General features: G+C 40.7%; 11 protein-coding genes. 4 read left to right on the forward strand and 7 right to left on the reverse strand.

Annotated features, from left to right (window positions below; translation table 11 throughout):
- Positions 1-22 precede the first annotated feature (22 nt).
- Genes MWU56_RS11455 through MWU56_RS11470 form a run of 4 tightly spaced genes read left to right on the forward strand, consistent with a single transcriptional unit; the run spans position 23 to position 7997 of the window.
- Positions 23-2422 (forward strand): ABC transporter permease, encoded by a 2400-nt coding sequence (locus tag MWU56_RS11455; RefSeq protein WP_247044613.1) that lies wholly within the window; start codon positions 23-25, stop codon positions 2420-2422.
- Between the two features lie 32 nt (positions 2423-2454).
- A complete protein-coding gene (locus tag MWU56_RS11460; protein WP_247044614.1) occupies positions 2455-4887 on the forward strand; it encodes an ABC transporter permease in 2433 nt (810 codons plus the stop codon).
- A gap of 24 nt (positions 4888-4911) precedes the next feature.
- Positions 4912-7323: an ABC transporter permease gene (locus MWU56_RS11465; RefSeq protein ID WP_247044616.1), complete on the forward strand. Its 2412-nt coding sequence runs from the start codon at positions 4912-4914 to the stop codon at positions 7321-7323.
- A gap of 11 nt (positions 7324-7334) precedes the next feature.
- Positions 7335-7997 carry an ABC transporter ATP-binding protein gene (locus tag MWU56_RS11470; protein WP_247044618.1) on the forward strand — a complete coding sequence of 221 codons (663 nt, stop codon included), beginning with the start codon at positions 7335-7337 and terminating at the stop codon, positions 7995-7997.
- Here the strand turns inward: MWU56_RS11470 and MWU56_RS11475 are convergent.
- The 7 genes from MWU56_RS11475 to pdxA form a co-directional block, all read right to left on the reverse strand.
- Entirely contained in the window at positions 7994-9112 is a 1119-nt protein-coding gene (locus MWU56_RS11475; protein WP_247044620.1) for an NAD(P)/FAD-dependent oxidoreductase, read from the reverse strand. The genes MWU56_RS11470 and MWU56_RS11475 overlap by 4 nt on opposite strands.
- Positions 9113-9145: 33 nt before the next feature.
- Positions 9146-10504, reverse strand: coding sequence for an acetyl-CoA carboxylase biotin carboxylase subunit (gene accC / locus MWU56_RS11480; RefSeq protein WP_247044621.1), 1359 nt, complete (start codon positions 10502-10504; stop codon positions 9146-9148).
- A gap of 87 nt (positions 10505-10591) precedes the next feature.
- Positions 10592-11089, reverse strand: a complete 498-nt coding sequence (gene accB, locus MWU56_RS11485; RefSeq protein ID WP_247044622.1) for an acetyl-CoA carboxylase biotin carboxyl carrier protein — start codon at positions 11087-11089, stop codon at positions 10592-10594.
- A gap of 26 nt (positions 11090-11115) precedes the next feature.
- Entirely contained in the window at positions 11116-12111 is a 996-nt protein-coding gene (locus MWU56_RS11490) for a beta-ketoacyl-ACP synthase III (protein ID WP_247044623.1), read from the reverse strand.
- A gap of 174 nt (positions 12112-12285) precedes the next feature.
- Positions 12286-12486, reverse strand: a complete 201-nt coding sequence (gene rpmF / locus MWU56_RS11495; protein WP_247044624.1) for a 50S ribosomal protein L32 — start codon at positions 12484-12486, stop codon at positions 12286-12288.
- A gap of 7 nt (positions 12487-12493) precedes the next feature.
- Positions 12494-13027, reverse strand: a complete 534-nt coding sequence (locus MWU56_RS11500) for a YceD family protein (RefSeq protein WP_247044625.1) — start codon at positions 13025-13027, stop codon at positions 12494-12496.
- Positions 13028-13137: 110 nt separating this feature from the next.
- Entirely contained in the window at positions 13138-14190 is a 1053-nt protein-coding gene (pdxA, locus tag MWU56_RS11505; RefSeq protein ID WP_247044626.1) for a 4-hydroxythreonine-4-phosphate dehydrogenase PdxA, read from the reverse strand.
- Positions 14191-14204 lie beyond the last annotated feature (14 nt).

Here is a 14204-nt window from a genome sequence, read left to right on the forward strand (position 1 = left end):
AATCAATCAAAAAACGACTATCATGTTTAAAAATTATTTAAAAATAGCCTGGAGAAACCTCACCAAGAACATGGCCTATACCATTATCAATGTGGGAGGTCTTGCGTTAGGGATGGCGGTTGCCCTAATTATAGGGTTGTGGATCAAGGATGAGCTTTCCTATAATAATTATTTTTCCAACAAAAATCAAATAGCGCAAGTCTATCAATCCCAGACATTCAACGGTGAGGTGGGAACCGGACCTGCCATGCCCCGTCCTTTGGAAAAAGCATTTAGGGAGAGCTATATGGATAATTATAAAAATTTGGCCATGTCTTCATGGACCACTTCGCAGTACCTTAAATATGGAGAAACCAATATTTCTAGAGAAGGAAATTTTATACAACGGGAGGCTCCTGAAATGTTCGATCTGAATATTTTAAAAGGGGAAAAAGATGGACTTCGAGAAATTAATTCCATTATGATTTCCGAATCTACTGCTAATGCACTTTTTGGCAATGAAGACCCCATTGGAAAGGTTGTCGAAGTCAATAGCCAATACGATATGATGGTAACGGCGGTATTCGAAGACATTCCATTTAACACATCCTTTAACGACACCGATTTTTTGATGCCATGGGACAAGTATGTTTCCATTAATGAATGGATAAAGAATGCCGAAGACCAATGGGGGAACAACTCGTTCCAAATGTTTGTTCAAATTGCCGATAACACATCCATGGAAGTAGTAACTGATAAAATCAAGGATGTAAAGAAAGAGCTTAACGAAAACACTGCCGAATTTAACCCACAATTATTTTTACTTCCCATGAAAGACTGGCACTTACGTTCCCGATTCGAGAACGGAAAACAAGTTGGAGGTAGAATAAAATATGTTTGGTTATTTGGTATCATTGGTGTTTTTGTGCTGCTTTTGGCCTGTATCAATTTTATGAACCTTAGCACAGCCAGATCGGAGAAGAGGGCCAAGGAAGTCGGTATTAGAAAATCCATTGGATCCCAACGTAGCCAATTGATCAATCAATTCTTGGGAGAGTCGTTTTTGGTGGTGCTTTTTGCATTTATAATAGCCATTTGTATTGTAGTCTTGTCTTTGAATGGATTTAATGATCTGGCCAGAAAAGAAATAGTATTTCCATGGGGTTCTGCTGGGTTTTGGGCAGCATCTTTGGCATTCATCCTGTTTACCGCTTTGTTGGCAGGGAGTTATCCGGCACTCTATTTATCTTCATTTAGACCGGTTGATGTTTTAAAGGGAACTTTTAAAGCAGGAAAACATTCTGGTTTGCCCCGTAAAATTTTGGTCGTGGTACAGTTCACGGTTTCGGTAGCCTTTATCATAGGAACGGTAATCGTGATGCAACAAATTAATTACGCAAAAAACAGACCTGTTGGTTATGATAAAGAAGGTTTGTTACAAGTGCCGACCATGAGTCAAGATTTTAATGGAAAGTTTGATTTAATGCGGGAAGAATTCATCAATTCAGGGGCGGTAACTGAAATGTCTACGTCCAGTGCTCCCACCACCCGAATTTGGTCCAACCGCAGTGGTTTTGATTGGGAAGGAAAACCAGAAGGTTTTCAGGAGGATTTAGCTTGGACCGAAGTATCCCCGGAATATGCCAAGAGCCTCAATTTAAAAATTATTGAGGGGAGGGATTTTTCTAGGGAATATGCCTCGGATTCCACTGCGGTGCTTCTTAATGAAACTGCCGTAAAATACATGGGCTTGAACAACCCCGTAGGCAAATTTATTACGGATTCCGATACAGAAGATCCTTTTGAGCCCATGAAAATTATTGGCGTGGTGCAGGATATGATCGCACAATCTCCATACGAACCTGTAAAACAGGGAATGTATGTATTTGATAGAAACGGAAATGGTTCCTATTATAACTTGAGATTGAACCCTAACCAAAGTGCCAGCCAAAATATAGCGATTATTGAAAGGGTTTTTAAAGAGCATTTTCCCAATATTCCCTTTCAATATGATTTTGTGGATGAGGAGTACGGCGAAAAATTTGCTGCGGAAGAACGAATTGGTCAATTATCTGGAATTTTTACAGCCCTTGCGATTCTGATAAGCTGTTTGGGACTTTTTGGTTTGACATCTTATGTAGCTGAACAACGGACCAAAGAAATAGGAGTTCGCAAAGTATTGGGCGCCTCGGTGTTCAATGTCTGGAATATGTTGTCCAAGGATTTTCTGAAATTAGTAATTATCTCCTGTTTTATCGCGGTACCCATTGCCTATTATGTAATGAATGGATGGTTACAGGAATATCCCTATCGAATAATACTAAAATGGTGGATTTTCGCATTGGCCATGGTCGGGGCTTTTGCAGTCACCATTATTACAGTTAGTTTTCAGGCAATCAAAGCAGCAAAATCCAACCCTGCACGTAGCTTACGAACAGAATAAATCAACTAGCGTATCATCAAAAAACGATAATCATGTATAAAAACAACATCAAAATAGCCTGGAGAAGCCTTAAAAAACAGCCATTCTTCACCTTCCTCAACATTTTTGGATTAGCTATAGGAATGGCTGGTGGGCTTTTGCTCGGTCTCTACATTTATGACGACCTGAGCCATGATAAAATGTTTGTAGACGCGGAACGTATCTACAGAATCAATACCGACATGAAATTTGGAGGATCGGCAGAAAGCCATGCAGAGGTATCCGCACCCATGGCCCAAGCCATGGTAACCGATATACCCGAAGTGGAAATGGCTACAAGGTTTAGGAGTATAGGAAGTGTTTTTATCAGACCGCAGAACGAAAGGAACAATGTAAGGGAACCTCAAGTATCCTATGCCGATTCGACCTTTTTTAAAATGTTTGGCATCAAATTGCTATATGGTGATGAGCGAACCGCATTGGTAGAGCCCAATACTATGTTGATGACGAGGAGTGCGGCAGAAAAACACTTTCCCTTAGGCCAAACGATAGGACAAACCTTCGTGATCAACGATGAAGATACGTATACTGTTTCGGGAGTGATAGAGGACCTTCCCAAAAACTCGATATTTAAAGATAAGTCCATTTTTTTATCCATGGCAGGCTATGAAGATGCACAACTTGCCGAATGGGGGAACCATAATTATTACACATTTATAAAACTAGTCCCAGGGGCTTCAGGATTGGATATACAAGACGAAATGCAGGGGATGGTAGGAAAATACCTTATTCCATATGCCCAAAGATACTTTCCCGGAATAACCGAACAGCAATTTTTAGATTCCGGTAACTATGTCAACTACTCCACTATTCCACTGACGGATATTCATTTACACTCAAAAAGAAACCCAGAATTCAGTGCCGTAAGCGACATTAAAAACGTATACATTCTCGGGGCAATTGCACTTATTTTATTGGTGCTGGCCAGTGTAAACTTCATGAACTTGTCCACTGCACATTCCTTAAAAAGAGCCAAAGAAGTGGGTATTCGTAAAACATTGGGATCCCAACGTAGCAGCTTAATCGGACAATTTTTGACCGAGTCGGGATTGATTGCCTTGGCGTCGTTAATATTTGCGGTGATCATAGCATCCATTGCCATGCCATTATATAATGATATTTCAGGAAAAGAATTGTCCATTCCTTTTTCCAATCCTTTGTTTTGGTTGATTTTGCTTGTAGTAGCATTGGTCCTGGGGCTACTCTCCGGTAGCTACCCTGCCTTTTTTATGTCACGTTTTGTAGCTGCAAAAGTATTGAAGGGACATGGAGACAATGCTATAGGAGGAGGAAGGGTAAGGAATGTGTTGGTAATACTTCAGTTTAGTATATCTGTGTTTTTGATCATGGGGACCTTGACTGTATTTCAACAACTTAGATATATACAAGGGAAAGATCTTGGATATGGCAAAAACCAAGTGTTGGTAGTAAGTGGCGTAAATTCCCTTGAAGGCAAAAAACAGGCGTTTAAAGATGCTTTGTTGCGAATTAGCCAAGTCAACAAAGCGACTTTAAGCAGTTACTTACCCACTCCATCATCTCGTAGCAGTGGAACATATATGCTGGCCGAGGACCGTAGTCAAGAGAAGTCTATCAATATGCAACAATGGGCGGTGGACGAAGATTATTTATCCACTATGGACCTTGAACTTGTTTCAGGAAGAACATTTGATTTAACAAGGTATGCCACAGATTCATCCGCTGTAATATTAAATGAAAAAGCAGTGGCTGTTTTGGGAAAAACCCCTGAAAATGTTATCGGAACCCAATTTGTGAATGACATAAGAGACAGTACACTATCTACCGTTATAGGAGTGGTAAACAACTTCCATTATGAGACACTAAGGGAAGAGGTTGGGGCATTGGCCCTGTTCTACGGAACAGAATATGCCAGCAATATAGCCATTAAGCTCAATGGTGTAGACCTGTCCCGAACTGTTTCCGAAATTGAGAATATTTGGAGGGAAATGGCACCCACCCAGCCATTCGACAGTTATTTTATGGACGACTCTTTTAACACCAGTTATGAAGCAGAACAACGTTTGGGGAGGATTTTTATGATCTTTACCATACTTTCCATCATCATTGCATGCCTTGGACTTTTGGGCCTTGCCACATTTAATGCGCAAAAGCGTGTCAAGGAAATTGGTGTGAGAAAAGTTTTGGGAGCTGGCGTTGGACAAATTGTATACCGTTTATCCGTTGATTTTTTAAAACTCGTAGGGCTTTCAGTATTAATTGCACTTCCCGTAGGCTGGTACGCTATGAATCGCTGGCTTCAGGATTTCTCATACCGAATCGACATTCCTTGGTGGATTTTTGCCCTCTCTGCATTGTTAGCGGTGGGCGTTGCCCTCTTAACGGTGAGCTATCAAAGTATAAAGGCGGCCATTGTCAACCCGGTGAAGAGCCTTCGGACGGAATAAATAAATCATCAAAACCGAACAAAAATGTTCAAGAACTATTTAAAAATCGCTTGGAGAAATCTCATCAAGAATAAGATTTTCAGCATAGCCAATATTGTTGGGTTGACCTGCGCCTTTGCAGTGGCCATTTTATTGTCCATGACGGCCTTGTTCGAATTGTCTTTTGACCAATTCCATGAAAATAAAGACTCCGCCTACCAAATATATGCCACGAACCAAACGCCTCGTGGCACGGAGGCGAGTACATCCAACCCCGTGCCCTTGGCACCGGCACTAATGGAAGAGGTGCCTGGAATAAAACGAGTTACCCGCACTTTAAGCGAGACGGCCCTAGTATCCTACCAAGCGAAAGATTTGGATTTGGCCGCCGAATATGTGGATTCTGAGTTTTTCAATATATTCACATTTCCTGTAATTTCAGGTAACACCAAAAATCCACTCCCTTCAAAAAGCTCGGTTTCCATCACCGAGGAAACGGCCGCAAAACTATTTGGCAACACCGAGGTGATTGGAGAGACCGTTCTGGTCAGAATCGGAAGTGAAGAGCGCCCGTATACAATAGCAGCTATTTTGGAGAACAGCCCGGCCAACAGCAGCATGGGTTTTGATATTGTTATTCCATTTGAGAACCATCCGGAATATGAACTCAATAAAGATGTATGGAACTCCCAATTTCTCTCAGTATTTCTGCAGTTGGAAGAAGGAGTCACCCCAAAACAGTTTGAAGAAAATTCTAGGGCGTTCACGAACCTACATTATAAGGGAAGTATTGAGACAGACATAAGGGATGGGGCAGCCCCAGACGAAAACGGACAGTATAAGCAACTTCATCTTTTGCCCATTACCGACATGCATTTTGCATCGTACAAGGCAGGCAAGGCTGATGCGCCCCGTACATTTCCCTATATTATACTTGGGGTAGCATTGGTTATCATATTTATTGTATGCGCCAATTTCATCAATATGAACATCGCCTTAAGCGAAAAACGATTGAAGGAAATTGGTATGCGTAAGACCCTTGGAGCCGTCAAAAAGCAATTGTTCTTTCAGTTTTGGATGGAAAGTGTGATTGTTTTCCTTATTGCCGTAGGCTTGGCACTTTTGGTCAGTAATTTGCTCATAGAACCATTTAAGACACTTTTCAATACCAAAGCTACGTTCAAAGAGGTTACCCAACCAGGGATTATTGTACTATTTGTAGTATCAATATTTGTAATTACATTGATTTCAGGGGGTTATCCAGCATTGCTTTTGAGTAAGTTGGGTACAATAAGAGCTTTAAAGGGTAAGCTGAACCTTGGTAAAAACCGATTGCGCAATGGGTTGATTGTGCTTCAATTTGTTGTTGCCATTATTTTGATCAGTGGTACCTTGGTCCTGCACGGTCAATTAGAATTTTTGCGAAACAAAGACCTCGGTTACAACAAGGAGCAAGTTATCTCTATTCCCTTGAACGGAAGAAAGGACAGCTACGCTATCTTAGACCTTTTGCGAGATGAACTTTCCCAAAACCCGGATATCCTATCTGTTACTGGTTCTGATAGTAATTTGGGACTAGGCAGAGATGGAAGCATTTCCAGAAACATGATGGGATTTGATTATAAAGACAAGGGGTTGGTAACAAATGCACTAACAGTGGATTACGATTATGCCAAAACACTGGATGTTGAACTTAAATCAGGGCGCATGTTCAGTAGGGAATATAGTGCTGACAGCCTTAGTTTGGTGATTAACGAAAGCATGGCCAAGCAATTTGGGGAAGAAGATCCATTGTCCATTCAAATTCATATGTCCGACGCAGTAACCTATTCGGTTGTTGGTGTTATAAAGGACTTTTATTTTCAGGATGTGAAAAATGAGATAAAACCGCTTACCCTATTTTTAAACCGTAATTGGGACCTATACTACGCCTATGTGAAGATTGCGCCCCAAAATGTGACCAATTCCTATGATGCCATAAAAACCGCGTGGGAAAAAATAGAGCCCCAAGCTGAATTTCTTGGGTCTTTCTTGGATGAAAACGTAGACCGGACCTTTAAACGGGAAAAAACAATGGCAACCATAATTACCAGTGGCAGTGTACTAGGAATTATTTTAAGCTGTTTAGGACTTTTTGCCATATCCATGTTGGTGGTTACCCAACGAACCAAAGAAATCGGGGTGCGTAAAGTGGTTGGTGCCAGTATATCCTCCGTGGCGATTTTGCTCACTAAAGATTTTCTAAAGTTGGTAGGGATTGCCTTTGTCATTGCGACACCAATAGCGTGGTATTTTTTAAATGAATGGCTGCAGAACTATGCTTCACACGTAAGCTTAAGCCCTTTATATTTTCTGGGAGCAGGACTGTCTGCAACTGTAATAGCCTTTATCACAGTAGGGTCACATACCGTAAAAGCCGCTTCAGCCAATCCCGTAAAAAGTTTAAGAGACGAATAAATATATAAACCATGTTACTACAACTCAACAACATATTCAAATGGGTCAACTCTGGCGGCCAACGTATTTTTTTGCTAAAAGACATTAATCTAGAAGTCGTGGAAGGAGAATTTATCTCTGTAATGGGGCCTTCAGGCTCCGGTAAATCCACCTTGTTAAACGTTATAGGTATGTTGGATAACTTTGATGAAGGGGAATATAATTTTATGGACGAATCGGTACATGGCTTAAAGGAAAAGCACAGATCAAACCTGTATAAACAGTATATTGGTTTTGTATTTCAATCCTATCATCTACTGGATGACCTCACCGTAAAAGAAAACCTAGAAATGCCGCTGATCTATAAAAAGATAAAAGGCTCGGAGCGTAAGGCGATGGTTGCCGATATGTTGGATCGTTTCAATATCGTAGGCAAGAAAGACCTTTTTCCAGCTCAATTAAGTGGTGGACAACAGCAGCTGGTCGGCGTAGCAAGGGCGTTGATTACTAATCCGAAATTGATTTTGGCAGATGAACCCACAGGAAACCTAAATTCTAAACAAGGTGAGGAAATCATGGAGCTTTTTAAACAATTGAATGATGACGGAGTAACAATAATTCAGGTGACGCACTCTGAGAAAAATGCAGAATATGGCTCAAGAATCATCAATTTATTGGATGGGAGAATGGTTTAATCAGCCAGTTCGGCCAACTCTTTACCAACAAGACTGCCAAGGGCTACGCCCATACCACCTAACCGAACACCGCAATAGATGGAATTGGAAATAGGTTTTACAATAGGTGATTTTTGTGTGCCCACACCCATAATGCCGCTCCATCTACGTTCAATCTTTATAGGATGATTGGGCAAAATCATATCACGGAGCAAAGTTTCAAGCTTATTTTGAATAATCGAGGTTTCCCCGAACTCGGTAGTTTCTTCCGTTTTAAAATCAAGGTTTCTGCCACCACCGAATAGAATTCGATCATCAATATTGCGGAAATAATAATATCCTTCGTCAAAATGAAAGGTTCCCTTTATTGTTAGGTTTTTGATGGGTTCCGTGATTAAAACTTGGGCCCGTGCCGGTTTTACTACTTCTGTTTTCAATAGTTTGGAGGCAAATCCATTGGTAGCCACGAACACATTTTTGGATGAAAATTCGAAGTCATTTGTTATGATAGTCGCTCCGTTATTTGTTTCAATCAGGTCTTTGACCATTATCCCGTTTAATATCGGAATTTCCATGGACAAACATTTTTGAATTAAAGAACGCATCATTTTGCCCGTGTCCAGTTGTCCTTCCAACAGGTGTGTGATGTATTTTTCTTGAATGTTGCCAAAACGGAAGAGATTATTGTTGGTTACAAAAGGTTTTTCACCAAATATGGGCTCCATCAAACCGTTGAGGTATGGAATGGATTTCAAGCTGTTTTCATAGAATTCCGGTTTTTCCAAGGGAAAAAGTTCATGGCTTCCATGTCGTTCAAACCTTATAGGCTTGTCTCCCAACAAACGCCGTAAACGTTGGATTCCGTTCCATCGCTTTTGAACCAGTTGCACCACTTCTTCCTCGCTGTGATGCTCTAGGTCGGATAAAATTTCGGAGACGCTTCCAAAACAGGCAAACCCTGCATTTTTAGTGCTAGCCCCTTGTGGTAAACTGCTTTTTTCGAGAATCAAGATATTGCTCTTGGGATATTTCTCCTTCAGGTGGATGGCACAATTGAGACCAACAATGCCGCTGCCCACGATGGTGAAATCAACATTCGAAAACCAGGTCTTATGTTCCCAATAGCTTAGTTCCATAAAAGAAAAACCCCGATAATTACGGGGTTTTGTTTAATGACGATCTTTATATTTTGGATCCATTTCAAAATCTTCCATGAATTTGGTAGTGTAATTGCCGGCCAAATAATCAGGATGATCCATCAATTGACGGTGAAAAGGTATAGTGGTCTTGATCCCCTCTATTACAAATTCATCCAAGGCCCTTCTCATTTTGTTAATGGCCTCTTCCCTTGTTTGGGCTGTGGTTATTAACTTGGCAATCATGGAATCATAGTTCGGAGGAATCATGTAACCACTGTATACATGAGTATCCAACCGTACTCCGTGACCACCTGGCATATGTAATGTAGTGATTTTTCCAGGGGATGGCCTAAAGTTATTATACGGATCTTCCGCATTAATTCGGCACTCAATGGAATGTAATTTTGGATAATAGTTTTTCCCTGAAATTGGAACTCCGCCAGCAACTAAAATCTGCTCGCGTATCAAATCATAGTCTACAACTTGTTCTGTAATAGGGTGCTCTACCTGAATTCGGGTGTTCATCTCCATAAAATAGAAGTTTCGGTGTTTATCCACTAAAAACTCTATAGTACCAGCTCCTTCATACTTTATATGTTCAGCAGCTTTAACGGCCGCTTTACCCATATCTTCACGTAGTTTGTCCGTCATAAAAGGCGAAGGCGTTTCCTCGGTAAGTTTTTGGTGTCGGCGTTGTACGGAACAATCTCTTTCGGACAAGTGGCAGGCCTTCCCATATTGATCTCCCACAATTTGAATTTCAATATGTCGGGGCTCTTCAATCAACTTTTCCATATACATGCCACCATTGCCAAAGGCTGCTGTGGCCTCAGTGACGGCACTGTTGAAATTTTTCTCCATTTCGTCTTCAGCCCAAATAGCACGCATTCCTTTACCACCACCACCTGCAGTTGCTTTGATCATTACGGGGTAGCCCATTTTTTTGGCCTCCTTTATGGCGTGGTCAACATCTTTCAACAAACCTTCAGAGCCGGGAACAGTAGGCACTCCGGCCTTTTTCATGGTTTCTTTGGCTGTTGCTTTATCTCCCATTCTATCAATTTGCTCCCCAGATGCACCAATAAATTTGATATCATGCTCGGCACAAATTTTAGAGAATTTGGAGTTTTCAGAAAGAAACCCGTATCCTGGGTGAATGGCATCTGCATTGGTAATCTCTGCTGCAGCTATAATGTTAGGAATCTTTAGGTAAGATTCGTTGCTGGGTGCTGGACCTATACAAACGGCTTCGTCGGCAAAGCGTACATGTAGACTTTCCTCATCGGCTTTAGAGTAAACGGCCACGGTTTTAATGCCCATTTCCTTGCAGGTCCTTATTATTCGCAAGGCAATTTCACCCCTATTCGCAATCAATACTTTTTTAAACATAGAACACAATCTTAAATTCTGAATTCTAAATTTTAAATGGTTTTAAGCAACAGAAACTGTTGCCTAAAATTTATCATTTAAAATTCACTACGACGGGTCTACCAAGAATAATGGTTGGTCAAACTCTACAGGAGATGAATCATCAACCAATATCTTAACTATTTTACCTGAAACCTCCGATTCAATATCATTGAAAAGCTTCATTGCTTCTATCACACAAAGAACATCTCCTTGGTTAATATTGCTTCCAACTTCCACAAAAGGAGATTTGTCAGGAGCAGGTTTTCTGTAGAATGTTCCAATAATAGGAGACTTTATGGTAATATATTTTGAGTCATCTTCTCCTTTATTGGGATCTGATGAGGTTGCTGCAGTTTCTGTAGCAGCGATTGGTGCTTGTGGTGTAGGCGCAGCAGCAGGTGCCTGTGCCATAGGTATTTGTTGAACAATTGTAGTTTCCGGTGTGTTAGAGTCGTTACTCCCGGTTCGAATGGTGATCTTAATGTCCTCCATTTCCAACTTCACCTCGCTGGCACCCGATTTGGCTACAAACTTGATTAGACTTTGAATTTCCTTAATGTCCATGGAATATAATTTAGTTAGTTGTGTGATTAAGAATTATAGGCCCATTTTAAATAAATGGAACCCCATGTAAAGCCTCCTCCAAAGGCGGCAAATATGATATTATCTCCTTTCTTCAACTGCTTTTCAAAATCATAAAGCAGTAAAGGTAACGTTGCGGAAGTTGTATTCCCGTAACGGTCAATATTTATTAGAACTTTTTCTGGTTCTACACCCATTCTGTTGGCCGTGGCATCGATAATACGTTTGTTGGCCTGGTGGGGTACCAACCATTGAACATCATCTTTTGTTAAGTTGTTCCGTTCCATGATCAGTGCAGATACATCGGCCATGTTCGAGACAGCAAATTTAAACACAGACTTACCATCCTGATAGACGTAGTGTTTTTTATTTTTAAGCGTTTCTTCAGAAGCTGGTAAAATTGAGCCTCCGGCATCAATTTTTAAGAACTGACGTCCAACCCCGTCCGAACGAAGATACTCATCTTGTAGACCGAGCCCATCTTCATTGGGTTCAAAAAGGGCTGCTCCCGCACCATCCCCAAAAATAATACAAGTGGTTCTATCGGTATAGTCTAAAATGGACGACATTTTATCTGCGCCAATGACCAATACCTTTTTGTATCTACCCGATTCTATATAACTGGCCGCAGTGGACATGCCATACAAAAAGCTGGAACATGCAGCTTGTAAGTCATAGGCAAAAGCATTTACAGCACCAATTTCCGAAGCTACGTATGCAGCTGTAGAAGCGACCGGCATATCGGGTGTTGCCGTGGCAACAAGTACAAAATCTATTTCGGAAGCTTCAACACCACTTTTTTGTAATAAATCTTCCGCGGCTTTTATTGCCATGTAAGATGTTCCTGCACCTTCTTCTTTTAAGATTCTTCGCTCCTTTATTCCGGTTCTGCTGGTTATCCACTCATCATTGGTATCCACCATGGATTCCAATATTTTGTTGGAGAGAACAAAATCTGGAACGTACCCTCCGACAGCCGTTATTGCTGCTGTTGTTTTCTTCATTTTAGCCTTTCTTTATTGTCAAAAACATTGAAGTATGACCCAAAAGCGGTGAAAATTAGTCATTTTATATGACTTTATGGGTAAAACCAACCGATTTTGGGTGTTAACATGTGCGCATAAAAAAACTCCCGTTAATAATTGAACGGGAGTTGCTTTGTTCTAAGGTGTTTGCGGTTAGGCCGCAGTTTCCTCTTCTGTTTTGTCGATTAAAATCTGACCTCTATAATACAATTTGCCTTCGTGCCAGTGTGCTCTGTGAAACAAGTGCATTTCACCTGTGGTTGAGTCCTTGGCAATCGTTGGCGCAACTGCTTTGTAGTGGGTCCTTCTTTTGTCCCTTCTGGTTTTCGATGTTTTTCTTTTAGGATGTGCCATTATAAACCTATTTATCCGTTAGTAACTTTTTTAAATCATCCCATCTGGGATCTGTTTCTTCTATTGATTTTGTATTCTCTTTTGGCTGTAATTCTTCTAGCTTATCCAAGATATCCGACTGTAATGTTCCGTCTTCAACCCCTGGATGAACTCTTTTTCGAGGAGCAGCAAGCACTAACATTTCATAAATGTACTGTGCAATGTTAAATTGGTGCTCTCCGTGTGGAATGATCAATATCTCATCATTTTCATCATTATACTCATCACCAAATTTGACGACAAGTTTTAAATTGGAATCGATAGGCTGGTCAAAAGATTCACCTGTTAGATCACAATCCACATTTATGGTACCTTTCGCATTAATCTGAAGTTCCATCATAGTGCTCATCTTTTCCAAAATGGCATCTATCCGAACGGAAGCTCCGTTAAATTCTTGGTAGTCAAAAGATTCAAAGAACGCATTGTCAATATCGTACACAAATTTATGTTCTCCCAATTTCAGACCTGAAAAAGGGATAAAATACTCTTTCAGCTTCATCATTTCTACACTTAAGGTTTGTGTACCAGCCGGTAAAGGCGGGTGCAAAGATACTACTAATTTACAAAACTGCAATTGTTGCCACAACAAAAATCGAAATTACAGGCAACTTTTTAATTACTTCGCTTTATTTTCTGCTTTTGAAGCGGATTACTGGTCAGTTCCAGATACTCCTTTCTGTTTTTGAACACTTGGATAGCGGTGAACACAGCTTCTTTAAAAGAGCTCTCATCGGCTTTGCCTTTACCTGCAATTTCGTAGGCTGTTCCGTGGTCTGGTGATGTTCGAACCTTTTTTAATCCTGCAGTATAGTTCACCCCTTTTCCAAAAGAAAGGGTCTTAAATGGAATCAGGCCTTGGTCATGGTAGGCAGCAAGAATCGCGTCAAAGTTCTTGTGATTGTCAGATCCAAAAAAACTGTCCGCAGAATACGGTCCGTAAACCAAAGTTCCCTTATCAAACAATTCGCTTATTGTAGGTTTTAGAATTTTATCATCCTCTTCCCCAATGGTTCCATTGTCTCCGCTATGTGGATTAATGCCAAGCAAGGCAATTTTAGGTCTTCGGATACCAAAATCCATTTTAAGGGAATTTTCCATTGTGGCCACTTTGTTCCTTATTAATTTAGGAGTAATGGCTTCGGCAACATCCTTTACTGCAATATGATCTGTGAGCAGTCCAACACGCAAGGAATTGGTTACCATAAACATTAGGCTTTCACCCTCGAGTTCTTGGGCAAGGAAATCTGTATGTCCTGGAAACTTAAAATCTTCCGATTGTATATTGTTCTTATTGATGGGAGCTGTGACCAGTACATCAATTTTATCTTCTTTAAGTGCGGCAACGGCAGCTTTCAGAGAACGAATGGCAAAATCACCACCTTCCTTGGTGGCTTTGCCATATTCTATCCTAGGCACTTCTTTCCAAACATTGACAATATTGACCTTGCCCTCCAATGCTTGGTCGGCACTCCTAACACCATTAAACTTAATATCAATTCCCAAATCCTTTATTTGATGGGAAATGGTTTTGTTTGACGCAAATATGATGGGTGTACAAAACTCTAACATTCTAGGGTCTTCAAATGTTTTAAGTGCTACCTCGCACCCAATTCCGTTTATGTCCCCTATGGAAATCCCTAATTTTATTTTCTGCTCTTCCTTCATAAAATGAATGCCGT

Origin of the sequence: Allomuricauda sp. F6463D (assembly GCF_023015965.1) — a bacterium.
GTDB lineage: Bacteria > Bacteroidota > Bacteroidia > Flavobacteriales > Flavobacteriaceae > Flagellimonas.